Annotated in this window: 21 protein-coding genes; 3 read left to right on the forward strand and 18 right to left on the reverse strand. The window is 38.9% G+C overall.

What is annotated here, in order from left to right; all coding sequences use genetic code 11:
* Window positions 1–269: 269 nt before the first annotated feature.
* The 3 genes from EDD58_RS02885 to EDD58_RS02895 form a co-directional block, all read right to left on the reverse strand.
* Window positions 270–1298 carry a helix-turn-helix transcriptional regulator gene (locus EDD58_RS02885; RefSeq protein WP_165875766.1) on the reverse strand — a complete coding sequence of 343 codons (1029 nt, stop codon included), beginning with the start codon at window positions 1296–1298 and terminating at the stop codon, window positions 270–272.
* Window positions 1299–1424: 126 nt separating this feature from the next.
* Window positions 1425–1991 (reverse strand): isoprenylcysteine carboxyl methyltransferase family protein, encoded by a 567-nt coding sequence (locus EDD58_RS02890; RefSeq protein WP_243648629.1) that lies wholly within the window; start codon window positions 1989–1991, stop codon window positions 1425–1427.
* The gene (locus tag EDD58_RS02895; protein ID WP_131923323.1) at window positions 1991–3133 is read right to left on the reverse strand and encodes a type III polyketide synthase; all 1143 of its coding nucleotides are present in this window, start codon (window positions 3131–3133) and stop codon (window positions 1991–1993) included. The genes EDD58_RS02890 and EDD58_RS02895 overlap by 1 nt, the downstream gene beginning before the upstream one ends.
* A gap of 133 nt (window positions 3134–3266) precedes the next feature.
* Here EDD58_RS02895 and EDD58_RS02900 point away from each other — a divergent pair, with 133 nt between their 5' ends.
* On the forward strand, window positions 3267–3941 hold the full coding sequence (locus EDD58_RS02900; RefSeq protein WP_131923324.1) for a hypothetical protein: 675 nt from the start codon (window positions 3267–3269) through the stop codon (window positions 3939–3941).
* A 1-nt stretch (window position 3942) separates the two neighbouring features.
* On the forward strand, window positions 3943–4590 hold the full coding sequence (locus EDD58_RS02905; RefSeq protein WP_131923325.1) for an ABC transporter ATP-binding protein: 648 nt from the start codon (window positions 3943–3945) through the stop codon (window positions 4588–4590).
* Between the two features lie 6 nt (window positions 4591–4596).
* On the opposite strand, the gene EDD58_RS02910 is transcribed toward EDD58_RS02905, so the two are convergent.
* From EDD58_RS02910 to EDD58_RS02970, 13 genes are all read right to left on the reverse strand, one after another.
* The gene (locus EDD58_RS02910) at window positions 4597–4914 is read right to left on the reverse strand and encodes a hypothetical protein (RefSeq protein WP_131923326.1); all 318 of its coding nucleotides are present in this window, start codon (window positions 4912–4914) and stop codon (window positions 4597–4599) included.
* 494 nt (window positions 4915–5408) lie between these two features.
* The gene (locus EDD58_RS02915; RefSeq protein WP_131923327.1) at window positions 5409–8012 is read right to left on the reverse strand and encodes a type IV secretory system conjugative DNA transfer family protein; all 2604 of its coding nucleotides are present in this window, start codon (window positions 8010–8012) and stop codon (window positions 5409–5411) included.
* 137 nt (window positions 8013–8149) lie between these two features.
* Window positions 8150–9295, reverse strand: a complete 1146-nt coding sequence (locus EDD58_RS02920; RefSeq protein ID WP_131923328.1) for a peptidoglycan DD-metalloendopeptidase family protein — start codon at window positions 9293–9295, stop codon at window positions 8150–8152.
* Window positions 9279–9848 (reverse strand): hypothetical protein, encoded by a 570-nt coding sequence (locus EDD58_RS02925; protein ID WP_131923329.1) that lies wholly within the window; start codon window positions 9846–9848, stop codon window positions 9279–9281. Before EDD58_RS02925 ends, EDD58_RS02920 begins: the two co-directional genes overlap by 17 nt.
* A 25-nt stretch (window positions 9849–9873) precedes the next feature.
* Entirely contained in the window at window positions 9874–11340 is a 1467-nt protein-coding gene (locus tag EDD58_RS02930; RefSeq protein ID WP_131923330.1) for a CD3337/EF1877 family mobilome membrane protein, read from the reverse strand.
* Window positions 11341–11402: 62 nt separating this feature from the next.
* Window positions 11403–13922, reverse strand: a complete 2520-nt coding sequence (locus tag EDD58_RS02935) for a helicase HerA-like domain-containing protein (RefSeq protein ID WP_131923331.1) — start codon at window positions 13920–13922, stop codon at window positions 11403–11405.
* On the reverse strand, window positions 13919–14311 hold the full coding sequence (locus EDD58_RS02940; RefSeq protein WP_131923332.1) for a TcpE family conjugal transfer membrane protein: 393 nt from the start codon (window positions 14309–14311) through the stop codon (window positions 13919–13921). The genes EDD58_RS02935 and EDD58_RS02940 overlap by 4 nt, the downstream gene beginning before the upstream one ends.
* Entirely contained in the window at window positions 14308–14568 is a 261-nt protein-coding gene (locus tag EDD58_RS02945; protein WP_131923333.1) for a hypothetical protein, read from the reverse strand. Before EDD58_RS02945 ends, EDD58_RS02940 begins: the two co-directional genes overlap by 4 nt.
* A gap of 3 nt (window positions 14569–14571) precedes the next feature.
* On the reverse strand, window positions 14572–15477 hold the full coding sequence (locus tag EDD58_RS02950; protein WP_165875767.1) for a conjugal transfer protein: 906 nt from the start codon (window positions 15475–15477) through the stop codon (window positions 14572–14574).
* A 2-nt stretch (window positions 15478–15479) separates the two neighbouring features.
* Window positions 15480–16124, reverse strand: a complete 645-nt coding sequence (locus EDD58_RS02955; RefSeq protein ID WP_243648630.1) for a class D sortase — start codon at window positions 16122–16124, stop codon at window positions 15480–15482.
* Window positions 16121–17032, reverse strand: coding sequence for a hypothetical protein (locus EDD58_RS02960; protein ID WP_131923335.1), 912 nt, complete (start codon window positions 17030–17032; stop codon window positions 16121–16123). The genes EDD58_RS02955 and EDD58_RS02960 overlap by 4 nt, the downstream gene beginning before the upstream one ends.
* A 587-nt stretch (window positions 17033–17619) precedes the next feature.
* Window positions 17620–18552, reverse strand: a complete 933-nt coding sequence (locus EDD58_RS02965; protein ID WP_165875768.1) for a YbgA family protein — start codon at window positions 18550–18552, stop codon at window positions 17620–17622.
* A gap of 120 nt (window positions 18553–18672) precedes the next feature.
* Window positions 18673–18939, reverse strand: coding sequence for a DUF1731 domain-containing protein (locus EDD58_RS02970; RefSeq protein ID WP_131923337.1), 267 nt, complete (start codon window positions 18937–18939; stop codon window positions 18673–18675).
* Between the two features lie 177 nt (window positions 18940–19116).
* On the opposite strand from EDD58_RS02970, the gene EDD58_RS02975 reads away from it, so the two are divergent.
* Window positions 19117–19611, forward strand: coding sequence for a DnaD domain-containing protein (locus EDD58_RS02975; RefSeq protein ID WP_131923338.1), 495 nt, complete (start codon window positions 19117–19119; stop codon window positions 19609–19611).
* Between the two features lie 305 nt (window positions 19612–19916).
* Here the strand turns inward: EDD58_RS02975 and EDD58_RS02980 are convergent, their stop codons facing one another.
* The gene (locus EDD58_RS02980; RefSeq protein WP_131923339.1) at window positions 19917–20309 is read right to left on the reverse strand and encodes a VOC family protein; all 393 of its coding nucleotides are present in this window, start codon (window positions 20307–20309) and stop codon (window positions 19917–19919) included.
* A 68-nt stretch (window positions 20310–20377) separates the two neighbouring features.
* Window positions 20378–21070: a DUF3891 family protein gene (locus EDD58_RS02985; RefSeq protein WP_131923340.1), complete on the reverse strand. Its 693-nt coding sequence runs from the start codon at window positions 21068–21070 to the stop codon at window positions 20378–20380.
* Between the last annotated feature and the right edge of the window lie 106 nt (window positions 21071–21176).

Raw genomic sequence — 21176 nt, forward strand, 5'->3', positions numbered from 1 at the left:
TCCCTCTATTTTTAAAATCAAACACAAACAATATGATTTACATATACCTCAAGCTTGAGATACATATATTATTCACTACAGTATTATAATTCCCTGTATACATATATCAAAAACTTATGAAATTTATATAAACAGATGTAAAAAGGAAGAAAACCCTGATCTTATTAATGAAAATCGATTTATATAGATTTAATCTAATCAAGGTTTTCAAAGCAACAACCCGACGGGATTTGGATCAATCATGTGACTAACATGGCTCATATCGAGTATCATAAAGCATAATTCATATATATTTGTTCAATCTCTTCCTTCATTCGCTTAACCAGAGGTTCAGGGGAAATAACCCTAGCATTCTTCCCACAAGAAAGGAGCCATTGAACAAAACCATCACTTACTTTCGCCTCAGTAGTAATCTCAAAACAGTGATCATCTACTTTTTTGATGGGAACATGAATTCCAAATCGATCAATAACCACTGTGGCCATATGATTAGAAAAACGGATCGTTACCAATTGGTCAGGTCCATTGTACATATTAAAGACATTTTTTGCGTAACTATTTAGATCGAAAAATTGATAATCATAGCTTTGCTCAGTGATTTCAACATCACGCATTCGATCAACTCGGTAATGTTTAATCTTCTCTTCAGGTAGAAAGAAGCCTATTAAATAATAATTATCTTGGTTCCATATAAGTTCTAGCGGTCTGACAAAATACCATTCTCCATTACGCTTGGCAATAAACTTTTTTTCCACATTATATTGACCATAGTGGAAACGAATGATCTTTCTCTCTGCCATCGCGTTTTGAATTCGATCAATGGTAAACCGTGTCTCTCTATTTTCATCCTTATAGGAACTGCTGATGCGGAACCTGATATCTAAGGTTTTAGCCATATGTACACTAGTAAGACGTTTTAGCTTTTCTAATAATCGTTCGGTATCTGTCAAAGAAACAAATCGAGCTGACGCTACAGCATCTATCAACATTCGTAATTCATGGGCTTCAAACAATCGATTTTGATAACTGTATAACTTTTTCCCTTTATCCCCGATATTTTCGATAATTTCAAATCCCTGGGCTCGCAACGTATGAATATCACGTCGAACTGCCTTTGTACCAATCTGTACAATCGAGTCATCTGGACCAAATGACATTTTTAGCTTCTCTACTAATTGGTTCAGAGTTAATTCGTTCTCTTCATCTGTTTCTTGTTCGAAAATCTCTCGAAGCTTTAAAAGTCTCGATCCATTACTCACTCGATCTTTCGTATCCTCTATCATCTTATACCACTCCACCATCTTTCTTCCTCAAGGGCTACTACTTCTACTCGCCCTATAAAGTCCATTATAATAGTTTCTAATTTTTTATACATTGGATTCTAATATTTCTACATAATTTAGGTGTTTTATATCCATTAATAGCTATCTTAATAGAAAAGGGAAGAAACGTTTCTTTTCTCCCATCGATTCTTGGTAAGAAGTATACGTTAAAAGCGCTTTTTCCTCTATAGGAATGCGGATGGCTAATAAAACATAGGTATTCAGGATCGATATACTTAAAGCAGTCCAATAGGCTCCAAAAATAAGTGGAAAAACTAGCACCTCTAGCATCACCACCAAGTAATTGGGGTGACGCAGATATCGATATGGACCTTTCATTTGCAATGAGCTTTGAGGTACAATCCAAATCTTTGTATTCCAATATCTCCCGAGGGAGCGTATACACCAGATCCGTAAAACTTGGGTCAATAAAAAAAGGGCAAGTGGGAATCCAACCCACGCGGGTACTTGGGCACCTAATAACACTTCAAGTAAAATTCCTGCAAAAAATAAAACATGAGTGATCCAGATCATAGGGTAATGTTTTCTTCCAACTTCAAATCCACCCTTCAGCTTCAACCAACGCTCATTTTTCTTAGCAAGATATAACTCATACACCCGTTGTACAATAACTGCCAACCAAAGAAATAGCCATCCACTCATCTGCATCACACTCCCTCCTGAACTCCACTTAGCTCCGGCTCCGTCTGATCATTCGAAAATGATTGAGTCAAGGGAGGAGTCTCTTTTTCCCATTTTAATAAAATCATTTCCGAACTAAATCCTGGACCCAATGCGTTCATCAAGCCATAACTTCCTGCACGATGCCCTTGCTCTAACTCTCTTTTTAAGACAAATAAGACAGTAGCTGATGACATATTTCCATACTCGTTAAGAACCGAATGAGCATGTGTAAACTTTTCCATCGGTACTTGTAAAGCCTCTTGATAGGCTTGAATCACTTTCATCCCACCGGGATGGGTAATAAAATGTTCAATCTCTTCGATATGTAACTGTCTGTTCGTTAGAAGCTGATCCACCACTGGCTTCACATGTGATCTCACAATGGTAGGAATATCTTTTGAAAACAATACTTTCAATCCATCGTCCATAACCTCCCAACCCATTACACCTAACGAATCTGACCAAATCGTACTCATGCTTTGTACAATACGAGGAGCGTTAACAGACTGAGAAAGATCTACTTCATCTCCTACCACTAACACCGCTGCTGCACCATCTGCGAAAAGTGAAGTAGCTACTAGGTTACTTTTGGAGCTATCGTTCCGTCGAAACGTAAGCCCACAACATTCAACTGCCAATAAAAGAACTTTGCTGTCAGGAAATGCTTTTGTAAACTCATAAGCTCGTGATAAGCCAGCCACTCCTCCCGCACATCCTAATCCCCAAATAGGGGTTCGTTTGATATGGGAATTCATCTCCAATTGGTTGATTAGATATGCATCAATACTCGGAGTCGCAATCCCTGTGGTGGAAACAAAAATAATGTGATCAATTTCTTGAGGGGCTATTCCAGCGGCATCCAAACATTGTTGAATCGCCTCTTCTCCCAATTGACATGCAGTTTCCATATATGCTTGATTGCGCTCAGAAAGTGTCCTCTCTTGTTCAAACCAACTAATCGGCTGACTAAAACGACGTTTATGGATCGCTGTATTCTCAAAAATAGTAAGGAGTCGATCAATATTTGAAAATGATCCTTCAAAAATCTGCTTAGCAAATTGACGTGCCTCATCTTGGGCAATCACATATTGGGGAACGGCAGTTCCTACCGAAATAACTCGACTCATGAAATCCCTCCAATCAACTGTCTATATATCTCTTATCATTTCTTTGGAAGGTAAAATTATACAAAGGCATAGGACGCTTTTTATTCGTTCATACTAGTCATATCTTTCATAGATCAAGAAGAAGGTGGAAAGATTGTTAGCCGTTTGGCAAAAAGAGTTTTGGGAATTATTTCGGGGATTTCGTATATGGTTGATTTTATTTAGTTTGTTCCTCATTTCATATCAACTTTATCACTGGTTTCCATCGTTCTCTTCGATTCTCTTTGGAGAGCCGTTATATATCGCCCAATATAGTTGGAGCTTCGACCTCATTTTTCGCTTGATGGGTTTTTTACTTATATTTATCATATCTCATGGATCGATCAGCCAAGAAGTTCAGTCGGGTCGAATTCGTTTGTGGATCACTTCTGTCACCAGAGGAAACCTAATTCTAGGAAAGTACTTAGGAGTTCTAACATTTTGGTTATTCACTGTAACATTGATCTACCTTGTTTTTTCCTATCTTGACCGTTCATTCTCCTTTTATATTCTCTTCCATTTATGGAGTATCGTTTTTTTGGCTGTTGGAATCACTCTTTTATTTTCTACGTTATGGACAAAACAAACCTATATACTACTTGTTGGCTTTCTAACTGCAATCGCTCTGATCATCATCGAAGGAGCAGTGATGATTACCACCGATCAACCTGTATTTTCCTTTGCAACGTTTATTTTTGATTGGACAAGCTTGCTCCCTTGGATTTGGATTGAGATCGGATTACTAGCTTTGTGGGGAGCCATTTTTATCTTAAGGAGAAAGGACCTCTAAGATGATCCGAATGGAAAATGTAAGTAAACAGTACGACGGAAGACGAGTCATTCATCAAGTACAACTACATGTAAAATCAGGTGAATTATTCGGGTTGGTAGGAAATAACGGTGCCGGGAAAAGCACAACCATTCATTTATTAGCTGGAATTATCCATTCCACTACAGGTACTATCCGGATATTAGAAGAACCCCCTGGGCATTCAGCTTATTTTTTCCAAAATGTAGGGATTGTAACAGAAAATCAATCATATTTTAATGAAATGAGCGCTCTCGAACACATGCTATTCTTTAACAAAGTAAAAGGACAAAGACAAAAACGACAACAATTACGTGAAATCTTACGTTTAGTAGAATTGGACCCTACGAATCAAAAAACTGTTCAGCAATTCTCTCAAGGAATGAAAAAAAGGCTTGGAATCGCCCTAGCCCTTCTTTCCCAGCCACAAATATTATTATTCGATGAGCCAACTACTTCTTTAGATCCTTCAGCGACTTCGATGGTTTATTCTCTGTTTCAAGATCTAGCTCAACAAGGGACTACCCTCTTTTTAACATCCTCCCATCGAGAAGAGTGCGAGTCGATCTGTACCCGAATGGGTATTTTAGAAAATGGATCCATTCGTTCACTTGAATTGAATCCAACATAAGTCAAACTAAAATGACAAAATAAAAGCATAGTAGATCACTGTAAATAATAAGACCATGATCATATAACTGTATATATATGTAAAAATACGCAAAAAACGTTTTTGGATCTGTGTGCGAATCTTATGGGTTACCTTTTTAATCACCCACCAATAAAAAGGAAACAGAAATAGTACACTAAATCCGTTTACCCAACCCACCAGCCAATCTTTACCTAATTCAGAGGGTTGACCAGAAGCAAAGTCAAATTGATCAAGAATCACCCACCGCCCGATTAAAAAAACCATAATCAGAACCACATTATAGATCATCCATTTCCGTTGCAACAAAAAAACCCCCATCTACGTACTATCTGTTTAACAGTATAGCAGAAGGAGGTGGGGTGCAAGTTCCTTGCTTGAAATAAAGCATAATTAAATCTTTATTATTTTCCATATTAAATATCTAATTCCAGCCACAATTAAAGCTGATACTATGCCAAAAAGAATGTCTCCTTGACCATCTGTCAGAGAATGTAGATAAAACAGTAGTCCCCATCCAATCATTCTACCTACGACATCAATAAAAAACATCGAAATAAAAAGTATAACCAAAATGATGATCGTTGCTGAAAGTGAATGAAATCTCACTCCGAGCAAAAAAGACAATATACATATTTCTAAAATGGGTAAAAAGCTATGAAATAATCTAAATAAGGATCTGGTCAAACCTCCCAATGTTGAACCACCTTTCATAAACATGATGATGAGACACGAATGATGAATAAATTCCTATGTATTCATTTCCTGATCCCATAGGATACCTACAGGATCAGGGCACATTAGGAATCTTGGGAGTCGGTTTGAATTGGATTCATATATTCTGCAATTTCTCGATCCACTTCTGAGATCGGACGAACTTCAGTAGATTCTTGCATCAAGGCCAAGCCCCACGCTGAACCCCATTCCATTGCTTGATCTCTTTCATTGGTTAAATGGTTGGCTTCTTTCCCATCTGGCAAATAGACAAGAGGAGGTTCATTCTCCACTACACAAGTGGTTACACTACTCCGTTGATTTCTTTTTGATCGAATATATAGTGCTGCATTTCGCTCAGGTAATCTTTCTACAAATTTAGCACTCAATGTTTGACGAGTGAGATGTTCCACATGAGTGGAACCTTCTGTTTGACCACAACTAATAATCATTCCGATATTGGAGCGAATCGCATGAACTAAGTCTTCATCCTTAAACTGATCAATTTCGCGGGTGATCAGTCCAAGTCCAAACGCATACTTCCGGTCTTCGGATAGGATTTCGGTGAGTAATGGTAATTGTACAAGCTGTGCTTCATCTACCATCATTAGATGGAATTTAGCTCCCGATGGTCGTCTCTTCGCGGCTTGATGATATTGGTTAATTAAATGTCCAACCACTGCCCGAATATCATAGCCTTTCATTCCATTCGTATCGATCAAAACAATATGTCCTTCATCCATATACTTTCTAATATCTAGAGTCATTTCTTTTTGACAAAATAAACGCCTCAACGTAGGGTTTTGTAAAATTCGATCGACTCGTTGGAGAACCGGTTCCATCTCATTCTTCAATTCTTGCTCGTCAACATTTGCCCAGTAACGCTTTACATACGGATCTTGAATATGTTGAACTACCTTTTCACGAAAGTCTGGACTACGAAATAAATCATCAACTCCGAGAATGGTGTGGGTTTCTTGATCCTCCAGTAAACTTTGAACTGCAAGACTCATCAACCGTCTCGTTCTTAATAAAGACTCATCGGATTCATCCTGTGTAACTAAAATAGTAGCAACTTGATTAGCCAAGTGATTGGTCGTATAACCTTGTCTCTTATGCAAAAGGTTCAACGCTGGCACACTCGTTGAATCATCGGACAGGTTAAAGTGATGGATCTTCTCTTTCGGAAATGATATGCCATACTGTTCTGCCGTTCGTAAACGATTTTCAATAATAGGGATAATCTCTCGAGCTGGATCGACAATAGTGAAACCTGGATGTTCATCTGGATTTTGAAACCACTCATCCAAAAACGATTGGATCATATCGATCGCTAGACTTGATTTCCCCATCCCACTTGCTCCAGTAAGCAGAAAATGCTTGCTCAATTGGTCGGTACTAATACGGACTTCACGATTTTCCAACGGATGCTTAATTTTCCCAATGAGTACTCCTTCGCTTAAATCACCATAGGCTAATGAACGCTGGTTGGCTTCTAAGTGAACAATATAGCCTCTGGTATCAACCCCTGCATCTTTATCAGGTTCTTGATATATCCAATGGTCTCCAGGAGGTAAGTGAAATAAGTTAGCAATCTCATCACATGTCCAAGTCATAATTGTAAAAGGAAACGGAATCGGTACAAGGTTGCGATCTGCCAATGGATTCCAAAAGTCATGCTTCCAAAAACGGATCGCGCCATCATAATTAACAGCTGTTTCGATGGATTCAGCTGTAGACCGGACAACTGAAATTGCCTGAGGATGATTCGACCATAAGGAAAGGCGGACATGAAAGGTAAGTTCCCGACCTGTGAGTCTCTGAGTTAAGCTAACCCTTCTAGCTTTCTCTTCAGGGTCCATATCTTTCATCTTTTTGTTTTTCAGACTATCAAGTACATCTTCCGATCGTTCCTCCAACTCTTTCCAACTAACTGGAGAAAACTGTAAATCCAAATAAGTTCCAGGCCGTAAGCAATTGAGAATACTAGCTAATTGACTCTGCTTTTTCTCTTGTAATGAAACAAGAGGTAATCCTTTTCGACCCCCTAGTTGGAAAGTAAAATGACCACCTGATCCACCTTTTTCGGGATGTGGAAAATCTTCTGAAGCGATATCATGAATTTCCGCTGAAGGAAAAACGCTTCGTAAAGTATCCTTTACACTATTTTCTTTATCGATCGGATAAGCAAGGTAAATTCCAATTTCATTGCGGTCAGGAGGAATCGCAAATCGTAAGCGAAACCAAGGTTGCCCCATTTTTAATCTTACTTGCCATAACCTCGCCATTCCACCAAAGGTTCTAGTTAATTCGGCAATTTTATCCAACTCTAATCGAACATCTGTAGAAGGTAAGATCCGTAGATACTTAACTGTATTTCTAGCTACATTTCGATAATGAGACTTGGAAAAATAGATCCCTACAAAATAAACAACTCCACCAATAATCGCAAGTAAAATCAGAACGGGTAACCAAGTAAGCAGGAGATCTCCCGCTGAACTTAACCAAGTCCCCATAGTCTTTTCGGTATTCTCTGCCTTAGTAGGTTCGTCCAACCATTTGCTCAGTTGTACCCACAAATACCAAACTCCAGTAGCCACACCACCAAATACAACGACAAAGAAAAACACTTTAGCAACCGTACGAAATAAATCATCACTACCTTTAGGAACATTGTTCCATGGAAACAAACAAACCCCACCTTTCTTGTACTCTTTGATAAGAAGAGCTTAATCGATTACACTAAAGTCGAATGATGTAGAAAATTCCATAGTATGATAAATTTCTCTATAAAAATATTTTTTCCTTTTCGTTGAATTCACTATTTTTAAGGTCTTTGAACGAGTAATTCTGGATTAATCGCTTGACCGTTCTTATGAATTTCAAAATGTAGATGGGGTCCTGTACTCCAACCATTACTTCCCATTAAAGCAATCAGATCACCTTGAGCTACTTCTTGCCCAAGCTGTACTTTTACATCATGTGGCTCCATATGTGCATAAAGGGTACGAAATCCGTTTCCATGATCAATCACAATTTTCCAACCATATCCACTCGACTTTCTTGATTCCACAACAATTCCACCATCGCTCGCCAGAATCGGAGTACCATACCCTTTTCCGATATCAATTCCAGCATGTTTTTTATATACTTTTTTTATGGGGTGGAATCGGTCGCCATAGTCATCAGTAAGAGTGCCTCCAGGTACTGGCCAAGCAAATTCACCTTTGACAAGGTGTAAACCTGTTCCATTCTTTGGAGAAGGGACCGCAAAGGATTCAGCAAATCCTTTCACCTTAAGTACATAATTTTCATAGTCGTGATTATAGTGCCAAACAGGTCCTTTACGTGCAAACCAATCTTCACCTGGTGTATAGTTAGCAGATAAATAGTTAGCCGTTGAATGGATCGCATCTACAGGATCATAGGGATCAGCTTTACCATCACCATTGGCATCCACTCCATATCCTCCATACTTCGCAATTAAAGCCGGATTCGTAATATCTACGTGATCTGGTAAATTTCCTAATCGAGTTCCCCCTGGATGACTCCAACCTACCCATGTTTTAGGCATGAACTGAGTATGCCCCCGTGCTCCGACAGAACTTACACTTAAGTTCCTCCCAAAGTCAGTCTCAATTTTATGGATACCAGCAAGTACTTGCCAAGGAACTCCATATTTTTTCCCTGCTTCTTGATAGATAGGTAGATAGGATTGTGCTACTACAGGGAAGCCTTCAGCAACTTCCCATTGTTCAGACCCTTCACCCACAGAAGGTTGATTACTTGAAAATAGACTGATAAATAGAACGCCTATCACCATACAAATTACAATTCCAACCATGGAAATGATAGCAATAAACGAGCCGACAAATACTTTAGTGGTAGGATTAACATTTCTTCGTCTTGATCTCAAACGGAATTTTTTATGGATTTTGGAAGTCTGGGACATCGGTTTAGTCGATGCTGGCATGCAGATTTACCTCCTCCACCAACCAATCACTCCCCTGCTTTTGTAAAATCACCTGATAAACCTTTTCTACTGGTCTTTGTTGATTGTCTACTTGCTCTATAACAACCGTCTCTAATAAACAATCCACTTTGATCCCAACTGCCTCACAACTTTTATTAGTGATCTTTTGAAATTGACTACTTTGTACGCCTTGAACAGGACGAGCTAATTCAACTTCCATTTTTAGCGTTTCGTAAAACTCATCTGTCATCAATGATTTTAGCTGGCTAAGCCATTCACTCTTATTGACTTGATTGGCATATGGTTGAATAAACTGCTCAGCAACCTGTTGAGCTGCTGAAAGTTCAGCTGGTGGAAGAGTTTCATTTTGTTCAACGGGGGCTACAGGTGATGGATCAGATACAACTGGATGAGGCTTTGACTCAGAAATTGAACCATCTACCCAACCGAGTGATAGAAGAACATATTTGGTCAAAAAACCAACCACAATAAAGGAAAACAGAACCAATAGTAATAAACGACGACGATCACTGGGTAGATTGGTGTTAAACATGGATCATGCCTCCTTCAACCCCACTTTATTTTCTCTTCGCATTAATCTTTTTCATCCGTGCAGCCATGGTCTCAGAATACTTAGTGACATAGGTGACAGGTAACTTAATGTTTAATTCCCCTTTAAAATCATCGACTTTACCCATAGGTGCTTTTAGGATGCTAAACAGCTCATCCCGTTTCCAAACAACCCCCATAACTAAAATGACCTGCATAGCAATCGTCCATACATAACCTACTTTTTCAGGAGGACTCATTTGGTAGAGGAATTGTGAGATGGTTAACAACATACTAAAAAAGACACCAATAATTAGCTTTACCAATTGATAACCAATAAATTTTTTAAACCAAGCAGTAGCCACAGAGTTTAACGTAGGGTGTAGTCCCATTAAGAAAGCAAACGGGGCAAACAATGTAGCTAACACAAAAATAAATTGAAAAACTAACATCGCTCCTGCAATCAGTAAGAAAAGAAAGCCTAAAATGACGTGAGAAATAAATAACATAATCAGTAGGGTTAATCGTTGAAATACGCCATCTGAAGTAACCATTACATTTGGTTCATGACCAACCCCATTTCTTTCATTCAAGACCGCTTGAGCTCGAGAGGTACTGCCTGGTTTATGATCTAAGATTTTACGTATTCGCTCTGGAGTCAATGAAGGATCATTAGCTGTTTTTCCATATTGCAACATCAGATAAGGCTCATAAATAAGCATAGTGTATAGTTGGTCTGCGACAACCATGGAGGAGACATCCGCTGGGTATTTAGCCTCATCTCCACTCATCTCCTGTTGAAAAGCAACACCAACCCCCATTACTTCCTGATTAAGACCGCTAGAGATATCGTTAACGTAGCGCATGACCCCACCCACATTAGCAAAAAAAGCGAGACCTAGTACTAAGATGAGTAAGCTACTTAACATACCAGTTAGAGCCTTAGTTGTTTTCTTCTGAATCATACCTGTATATGCAATCCAAGCCCCAGCTAAGATAATCATTAGTGTAAGAAAATTGCCCATTAGCCCTGTTTTCCCATAACCAGAACCATTAAAGCCTGCTAATTGTTGGACAGACTTTTCAATAGAGTCCGCAAATTCATTTACAATGTCTAATGAAAAAGCATTTTCTACAATCATGATCACTGTAAAATCCCATGTCAGGATTGACTGCCAACCAAAGTTGTTCAGATCATTCATAATGGAATGTCCTTGATTAGAAACCTTTTTATCCCATTCTAATAATCCAGTCTCAAGGTTAATATCCAGATAATACCGACTGGGAGGATATTTACTATATTTGACATTATAACCTTTCTTCTCAGCTTCCTTAATTTTATCTTCAGGAAAGATCGTTAAGATATCACCAATTAAGCTAAAGCCCTCTGAGCTTTGTTCCGCTTTTTCCTCTGCATAAACAGCTTGCGTTCCTGGAATAACAGTTATCCAGATGAGAAGAGTCAAGAAGATCATCCATGTTCTTCTTTTGTTCATCGTCGCCTTTTCTCCTTCTATAAGCAGTCTGATTTTACAGTGCAAACCTCCTCGTCACCGATTCAATTGGTCGGTAGCACCTGTTCATTTTCGAAGGGATGGTTGCTATTATGACTATGCTCCATATCATTCTTTGTTTTAGAGCCAGGGCGGGTGTCAAATGCCTTAAATAATCGTTCTTCAAGCACACGAATCTCTACTTCATTCACTCTTTTTTCTAAATCGGACATTAAGCAAGTGCCTGTGGGGAGATTTCGAATCGCATCAATATTAACCTCATTCGGTTCAATCCCTAGCATTTGACAAGCTGCTTCAGCTTCTCTTTGATCTCGGCAACGAAAAACAAAGCGACAACCTAAATTCGACCGAATTTCCTCGCCTAACATATCTTTAGCATTTTGGCTAATTAAATAAATAGCCGCATTTTTACTTCTACCAGTACGTACTAATTCTTCTAAGATCGCCCGTCCTTCTCTCACTTTTGCAAGTCGCCAAGCCTCATCAAATAATACCATCTTAAAGTCATCACTTGACTGATTGGAAAATCGTCTGGAGAAATCAGAAATCGCCATGAGCAGAGCGATTGCCATCCTTCCATAGTCGGTTTGACTTTCCTCAGGAAGCTTGAGATCTTCTACTTGCAAAATGGTCAACTGTTTAGATAAGTCGATCGCTTTTTGACTTCCATCGCCAAACAAAAGCTGTCCTTGACCTGAGGTAGCGAGATAGCTTAATACATCAACCATTTCTTCTAAACTATCCTGTCGTTTCTCAGGTGCATTTTTTAGTCCATTTTGCAAACACTCGATCACTTTCATCATGGATGGGTTTTCAAGTTGCATCACATAGTCAACTGCTTTACCGATCACAATTGCTTCATAGGTACCATCAGCAGAACGTGCTAGAAACTGTAAAATTTGCTTGGCCGTCTCAGCTGCTGCAAAGCGCTCTGATGGATGAGTCGCACCCACCAACGGATCTAATTTCCCTCTATCTTGATGGCTCGCTTGTAAAGTAACCACTCTCGTCATCGCCCTCAATTCTGGTAAATAGAGTGGCCAGTGAGCCCGTTCATCCTTGGGGTCAAAAATTAACACTTTGGAACCGTGAAGCAATGCCTGATAAGCGAGTAGATTAGCCCCCAATGATTTCCCTGCCCCAAGTGATCCAATAAAAGCTGCGGAAGCTGTGGTACTCAATTTTTTATCTTTGGGTCCACGATCATGCTGAAAAAAGACAGGTAAATTATAAGACATCCCAATTAAATGACCTTGCCCATCCCCGAGTTGTCGAGTTGCACCAATCATACTAGCCGCCACCGCGGCAGGATCCATATAGTGAATATAGTCGGGGATCAACTGCTTTGAACCAGGTATAAACTCATTAAAAGCACGCCACTGATCTCCATATGGCACTTCGATCTGAACCATGTAATCACTATATAAATCTTTCACTAGTTGAACTCGCACTTGAAGCTCTTCTAAGCTTGATGCAGAAACACACAAAATCACTGAAGTTTTGAGTAAAGGAAATTTATCTGTACGTAAATTATTTTCCAATTCATTCGCTTCTTGACGACTGTTTAAAATATGATAAGAGGTCTCTTCTCCACTTTCCAACGCATGTTGATCTTCCGCTTTTAACTCTTTCTTTTTATTTAAAACTTGGGATAACGCTTTTCCGTACTCAATCGTCTCAGTTCGAACAGATGCCTCAACAGGAAACGATAGCTTTTGTAAAGAATATATCCATTCAGTTCCTGGAAAGATTGCTTTGTCTGGGATGTGTGAAATCGTTAAAAATGCCATATACCCCTCTTTCATCTTTCCATTTACAAATTGCTCTACTACAAGACGCCGACCATGTGCATCATCAAAACGCCCTTCAGTAAGAGTTAAAATATCTCGTGTGGGTCGCTTAGCTTTCTTCCCTTTGACTTCCAACGGAATCGTTTTGGGCTTCCATTTATGTCGACGGGGTGTCTCCCCAATTCCTCTGTAAAACCCTCGACGGATTAACCATTCCAGATCAGATTCTTTCACACGGGTTGCACGTAAATAACCCGTAACACGTGAGAAAATCAATTCTTCTTGTATTAAATACGCTTGCAATTCCTCTTCAAAAATCTCTGTTAGATCCGTTCCAGACTGGTTGGATAAATACCGTTTAAAATCTTTGAAAATGTAAGCTAGCTCATGTAGAAGACTTAATCCTTTGACAGGAGCTTGTTTTAATTTAATACCTATAAAAAAGCGATGTTGGTGAATTTCTTTTCCTTTTAGATGGTCCATACTCACTTGTAAATGACCTAATCCAGCTTCCTTCAACGAGTCGCAAATTTTCTCACTCATCGACTGTTGATGTTCTTCTAAACTTTGATATTCAGGGACGACTAATGCATGGGTTTCTGCATTGATATTCCAATAAAAAGCCTCCAAGTTCCCATGGAGGCTTAACTGATCATCGATCGACCGATAGTCATAGTTAAACGGTTGTAGCTCGTAAAAGGCAAAGACAGACCCATCTGTTCCAAATACTAAGTTTCGTTCAAAATATTTAATAGGAAACGGAATGCGTGTCATGTTTGATCACCCCCATGACGGTATATGACTTCGCCTTCATACCGATAACACCGATCACGCGGACGCTCAATTTCTTGATATCGAGCGAAATGGTGTCCATTCAGCTTATGCTCAATATATCTGATGATAAAACGATGCGGAGCCTTTCCATCTAATGTTTTTCTTGTAAAAAACCAAGCAGCAATAGCAGGAATCCCCACAAACTTGACAAGGTAGTAATCAACCCAGTTAAAAGGGGGAAATAAATTGAGAATAACCATGATTAATAGTGTTCCGACGAAAAAGGCCATTTGACGGTATGAGACGGGAATAGGTAGCGAAATACCCTGGATCGAATAAACCGTTTTTTCAATTCGGAACACCTGATTGTAAACCCGAATTTGTTTCATTTTAAATAAGCCTCAAATAACCACTTAAATCCATCTGTACCCAAGGATTGAATAATCTGAGGTTGGAAAATAAAAACACTCACAAGCATTGCAAACAAAGCAAATCCGATAAAAGCTGTAAAAGCCCGTTTCCAGAAAAGAACTAAACTAATTGCAATGACTGCAAGGAAAAAGAGAGAACCAATTTCTCCTCCTAATGATTCTTTCAATTTTTCTCCAGGGCCAGCTGCTAAAATCCATAAGAGTAAGGGATTCATCTTTTATTCCACTCCTTGTTTCATATTCACTACATACCAGCGATCGCCTTGTTCAGCTAAAGTAAATGTATAATGATAATTGACAATCACACCTGTATCTAAATCTTCTAAAACGACATCGCATTCAGCAATGACATTCTTTTCTACTTGTGTGACTGTTAAATTCTTAGTTTCCACTAGGCGTAGAATACCTGTAAGTCCAGATTGTGGCTGATGATCGTGTTTGTAATAGGCAATTTCTTGCGGTTCGCCAGTCGTATATACTTTCCAGAAGGACTTCATAAACTGTTCAACTTGATTATGAACTTCTGAACTGACTTGCTCTCCCTTATTCTTTGCTGTTTTCTTAGCAACATCTTTATATACAGCAACAGGTGGAGCGATAAAGTGCGGGATATCTACTACTACATAAGAGTCTCCTGATTGTTGAATGGAGACGACTAGGTACTTCTCTCCACGTTTTTGTTCGTTTGGTTTTTTCACATGAGTCAGTGCTGTCTCAGCAAACACTGTGATATCCTTGATTCCCGATTGATCAGGACGCTCTTTGATTTCCCAAACATCCGCATGTCGTACATAGGAATTCCACTCCGTTTTAGTAAAGTCTATACCACCTTGAAGATCCATCTGTGGTTTCCAGAATGGCTTCAAGCGATCCGCTCTAGACTCTTCCAATCCTTGTGTCCAAAAAAGATATTCACGAACAAATCTCTCAACGAAAGCTCTTTCCTTTATTGCCTCAGAAGAAGTTTGCTTTTCTTGAGGAGCAGCAGATATCTCAGGTTGTTTCGGCACAGGGATGATGTGGAACTGAATCGCCAAGACAATAGAACTAGTAAGAGCAGTATATAGAATAATTCCCCAAAAGACGATTTTGAGTAGTTTACGGCGAAATGGAGATCGTTCCATACTCATCCTCCTTGCTCATTTAAAGAAAATGGTTCAGTGGTCCGTTTTTTCAATGAAGATTGGATAATATATCTTTGGGGTGCAGGACCAATGTAGGAAAATGGGTAACAGGTGGTTAGTGTAAGCACAGATTCATCATGAGGAACAATTACTGTTCGATCATCTGCATCTGTAACCCACATCCGTTTGATTTCATAGATGAAGGTTCCTTGACTTGTCTCTACATGAAGCTCATCACCTACCTTCATCTCTCCCATGCGACGAAAAACAGTATCCCGGTGTCCGGACAACACACTGTTATCCGGCTCACCTGGTAATACACTACCTGCAAAATGCCCCACTCCTCGAGCGAGTTCATCTTCGTTCGTCCCTTCCACAACAGGAATTTTGGCCTGTAATCGTGGGATGATCAAATCAGCGAAATGCTCCCCAAATTTAGGGCGCTGATCTTGGCTAAAGACGACACTATTAGCAGATTCATTCGGCAACACCGGTTGTTGTGTCTTTTGGACTTCTGATGTTGTTACTTTTGAAGGTGGAATCTCTTCTACGACTTGAAGTTTCTGAAGGTATTGAGTTCCTGAATAGCTCGCATAGGCAATTCCAGCTGTCACAAATAGATAGGCAATGATTCGGTCCCATTTCAAGACCGCTTCGCCTTCCCTCTACGAAAAGCATAGATCGAACCTAGTAGTGCCATTCCACTTCCCATGAGAACTCCATTTAAATCATTGCCAGCTGTCTTAGGTAACTCTCCTCCCTCAACGGTCTTAGGTTGCTCCTTTTTATTTTCTTCTGGTTTAGCCTGTTTATTTGATTCAGCAACTAGCAGAGAGTCTTGGGATGAAACATTTTTGGAAGGTTCAGATTTGTGGATTCCTGATGCTTTTTCAGTTAATTGACTTGAATGATTGCCAACCTGTTCTTTCTGTTCCTTATTCGGTTGGTATTGGATATTAGCTTTTGTTTGTCCTTGTGAAGCATTAGAAGAAGCCTCATTCGGTGGAGTGACATGATTAGGTGTTTGTTCCACTGCCTGAGGAGACTTGGAGTGATCTGATTCCATTGGCGTACTAGATGAAGGCGAGTGGGTTGATTGAGTGGTCTCCTTTGGCTTTTCCGTTGGAATAGGTTCGGAGTTTTCTTTCACTTGCGCTTTTTCCACTTTCGGTTTTTCTACTTCTTTGGGTTTGTTTGAAAAATCTTCTCTTGGTGATTGATCAGAAGGGGGGGTCTCTCCTCTTTGAATATCATGCTTGGGTTGTTCTACTTCTACTTTTGGCTTTTGAACAGGTTGGTCAATCGGTGCATGATCAGGAGCTATTTCACTCTCTGCTGATGCTGTTCCAATCCCAGCCGTCAAGCCTGTAACCAAACATAAAGATAATACAGCGGCTGTCCCTTTCATAGGGCTCCTACTTAATGATGACTTCTTCCGATTTGGTTTTCCATGATTCGGCTCTTCTAGATCAAACTGTCTGAGCAGATCCGTATACATATTACGTGAACTTACATCTGTACGAAAAGAGTCCAAGATCTGCTTGGGGTCTCTCATTCTCGAAACCTCCTTCTATTTTTCATCCTTTTCAATTTGTTGTACTCAGTCTGCGTGACCCACAGACCACATTCATACAAAATCATTGAAACAGACAGATATCTTGTGGTGTCGTTTTATGTTTCTTCATCCTATATTATTACACAAAACAGCCCCATTTCAATAAGATTTGACATTTTTCATAGATTCCGTTTCCTCACCAATATTACAAAATGTATGAAAAAAATATATCCTATACAAAACACTTCTCAATTAAAACCAAGAAACTATTCGTCATTAATCAAGGATTCACTCATCTTTTTTAATAAAAAGAGAAGCGAACGGCAGAAGATTATATTTATTTTTTTAGAAAATATAAAAAGCAGACAAGAAACCATCCTGACTTCATTCATATTCAAATCAATGATGCAATATTTATTTTAGATTATCACAATATTGTGCTATTCCCTATTTCCCACTCACTTGCTGCTCTTAAACACTTGGGGAATTTATCTCATAAACCCTATTTTTCCAACCCTTCTGCCATTGATTCGCCCTCTCTATCTAGATGTAAATTGAAACGAATATACACCAAATCGTTTTTCTAATCAATGATTGCGTAACTTTAACTCTAACGGATTAGGATGTAAATAAGTTTGTTCAGATACCCAAGGAGAAGGATGATGACGAAAATGATGATTGAGTAATGTAATGGGAACAATCAACGGAATCAAACCAAGTCGATATTCTTCAATGACTTGGACTAACTCTTCTTGATCCAAACTAGTCATTTCTTTCTTGAGAAAACCAATCAAGTGATATAAGACATTTGTATGTGTCTTTCTCGTCGCTGGAAACGATAAAGCTTCCATAAATAATCTTCCATATCGAATCATCCACTCATCCTTATTCACTTTACCAATTTGTGAAATCCATTGACCCAGACGTGTATAATAGTCTCTACTATGAGATAAAAGCGCCATTTTGTGTTGAGTATGGAAACGAACCAAATCTCTTTTGCTGGGATTGGATTGAATGAGACATTTCCATCGATAATACGCAAAAACACGTTCAATAAAGTTCTCCCGCAATCCTGGATCAGTCAATCTCTCTTCTTCCTCAATCGGAAGCTCAGGAACTCTCTCCATAAGTTCTTTAGCAAACATTCCATATCCTTTTCTCTCAGACATTCCATGCGTGTTATAAATTTTGACTCTTTCCATTTCGCATAAAGGTGAATCCTTTTTCAGGATAAAGCCATGGAGCTGAAACTCCATAATCTGTTCGACTCTTTTTCTGGCATATTCAACCATATGTGAGGTCAAATCTTCCTGTGACTTCCCTAGCACTAAACGAATCTTTCCCGATTGTTTTTCATCTTCCACTAAACGAAGCGTATCCCTGGGAGTTCCTAACCCCACCTCTACTACTGGACAGATAGGGATCCATTCAAAATATTTCCCTAAAACTCCTGTTAGATATGGACAACGCTTATGCCCCCCACTAGATCCAACTGGATTTCCTAATAAACAACTACTCACCCCGATGCGGATTATAGGGGACCTTTCTTGATTTACGTACATATCGAGGCTCTTCCTTTCTGCGTCTATTTCCATAAAACAACTCGATTGATCTAGAAAGTACTATTGCTAAAATCTCGACTAATTTTTATTAGCAAGGATTTTTGTAAGAACTGTTAATAAATCTGGATCAGTAAATGAATATCCTGCCTCGATCAAACGGGTAGGCATCACTTTTGCACCACCAATTAATAAAGTTTCTGCTGTCTCTCCAAATATGGAGCGTAATAAAAATCCTGGAATAGGTAAAAAAGTGGGGTGGTGTAATACTACCTCCCCAACTTTTGCTGTTACTACTCTACCCCGAAAATGTCTTTTCCGAACACCATAATCATTAGAGCCGATCAACGACTGAAAATATCACTTAAGATCTCAATTAGAAAGGTCTGTTCTCAGTAATACTATGATATTCTCTAATTCGTTGAGAGTTCTATATTTCTATGAACCAAACTCCTGTTTTTGTAAAATTACATCCCCAGATAAGATATAATATATTTATTACCATCACACCAAGGAGTTGACGGCATGAAAGGGTCTGATAAACATCTCCAACAACTTGAACAGCTTGAGCCTGAACAACTTCTTGCTCATTATACAGAACAGTCAACACTTCCCCCGAAAATTGCACAACTCATTACTGAGTTAAAAGAAGACTTTAATTTTTCAAATGGCATGGTTAATAGTTTGCTCGAATACTGTCTCTTAAGCAAAAAAAATCTTTCTTATTCGTTTATCTTCACTCATGCCAATGAATTGGTAAAACTACAAGTGCAAAATACTCAAGATGTCATTCTCTATTTCCAAAACTTATCCAAGAAACATACGCCACCTAGACCCAAAGCTCCATCCCCATCCGATTCCGAAGGGTTTAACCAAGAATACATGGAGACAAATGTCGCATTAATTGCTCGGCAACTTCACCAACTGCGTCTTGAAGTGAATACAAAATTCGATGAAATCCATCAACAACTTGATCGGATTGAATCACATTTAAAACAGATTACATACATGCTGAAATAAAATCCTAACATTTATGACAACCAATCTCTAAGTCATCAGAGCTGATCCGATCCTTCATGAGATTGTGCCTACGATAAATCTACGAGGTCTGATCCATCTTTCGATTTCCGTAACTGTAAAAACATAAAAACTTCTTATACAGAGTTAAACTTTTTATTCATCGAAGGGTTCTGCCAAGGAATAGCACAACATTATTTGCCTGAAACATTAAATCCCGATCGTGAATATTTCGAAGCTATGAATCTAAAACCATGAAACGACTGCAAATTAAAAGCAGTCGTTTCATGGTTGATCAATTACATATGTTATTTCCAATCCTTCATTCGTTCAGCTAAACTTCCTGTAAATAGCTCTAACATGATCTCATCAGGGTCCTTAAACTGAACGGACCAACCTCCTCCTCTCAAAACGGGTTCACGAACTAGAGAAATCTGATGTTGTTGAAGTGTTTTGACCGCTTTCATAAAATCAGGTTCTAAGATAGAAAATGCAACATGATCAATTCCACAACTCTCTGGTGGAAAAGAAATGCTTTTTTCTTTTTCCAATAAACAGATCCACACATGCCCCCATTCAAGATAAACATCTTTCTTCCCTTGATGGATCAATTTCATTCCTAAAATGTCACAATAAAAAGGAAGGCTTTTTTTAAGTGAACTCACACGAAGGGTGATATGATTCACACCAGTAACTCTCACTGCGGTTCCCCTTCCAATATAGTATTTAACGCCATATTTGAATACTTTAGAACCTCATCGAAAAGTTATCATCCATTTTCAATTGTAAATTGAAATACGTCCTCATCCTTTTTCAACCCAGTCAAATCAAAAACCTGATAGGGAATGCTAACCTCAAACGGTTGTGAAAGTAATGGTGCATTTAAAAGGAGATGATTCCGATTTTTCCATTGCCACTTTATTTTCATCTCAGCAAATAGAAGCCCCTCCTGATACCATGGATGTTCATTGATACCTGGTTCATTTAGACAAAGGAATAGAGAAAGATCATCACATAACTTGAGAATTTGACAATATTTGACGAGTTCCTGATCATCCATCTCGATGAAGGGGCGTAACTGTTGTTGTCGTTGTTGTTCTTGTAATAAAAATTGAATCCCCTGATCATCTGTAGCATCTTTAAAAAAGGTAGCAAAATGTTTACTGACGATATACCCAGCAAAAGAATCTGCGCTCGCCATTTGTGTAATTCCCTTTGTGTACGCAACTAACTTTTCTTCTAGTGGATAATTGATAAAAGAGTACGGTTCATGGGTCTCTAAGTCCCATTTGGGGTGCTCGTCCAACTCTGTCCAGCATCGATCATGTTCAGCAATCGCCCAGATCGTTGTCTCTCTTTGTTGAAAAGGGAGGGACAGATGGGAAGCAAAAGCTCCCGAGCATAAAGAGTGATCATATTGTTTAATTAAAACCCATTCATTTTCTCTTTTCCGTATGATCATTTTTTCATACCCTCTTTGATGTAAGATTAACCATAAAAGAAAGTCTCCTTTTCGGAGACCTTCTCATCTATCTTTATTCTATTAGCACGTTCTAGTCACATTCAAA

The organism is Hazenella coriacea (assembly GCF_004341825.1).
In the GTDB taxonomy this organism is placed as follows: Bacteria; Bacillota; Bacilli; order Thermoactinomycetales; family Thermoactinomycetaceae; genus Hazenella; species Hazenella coriacea.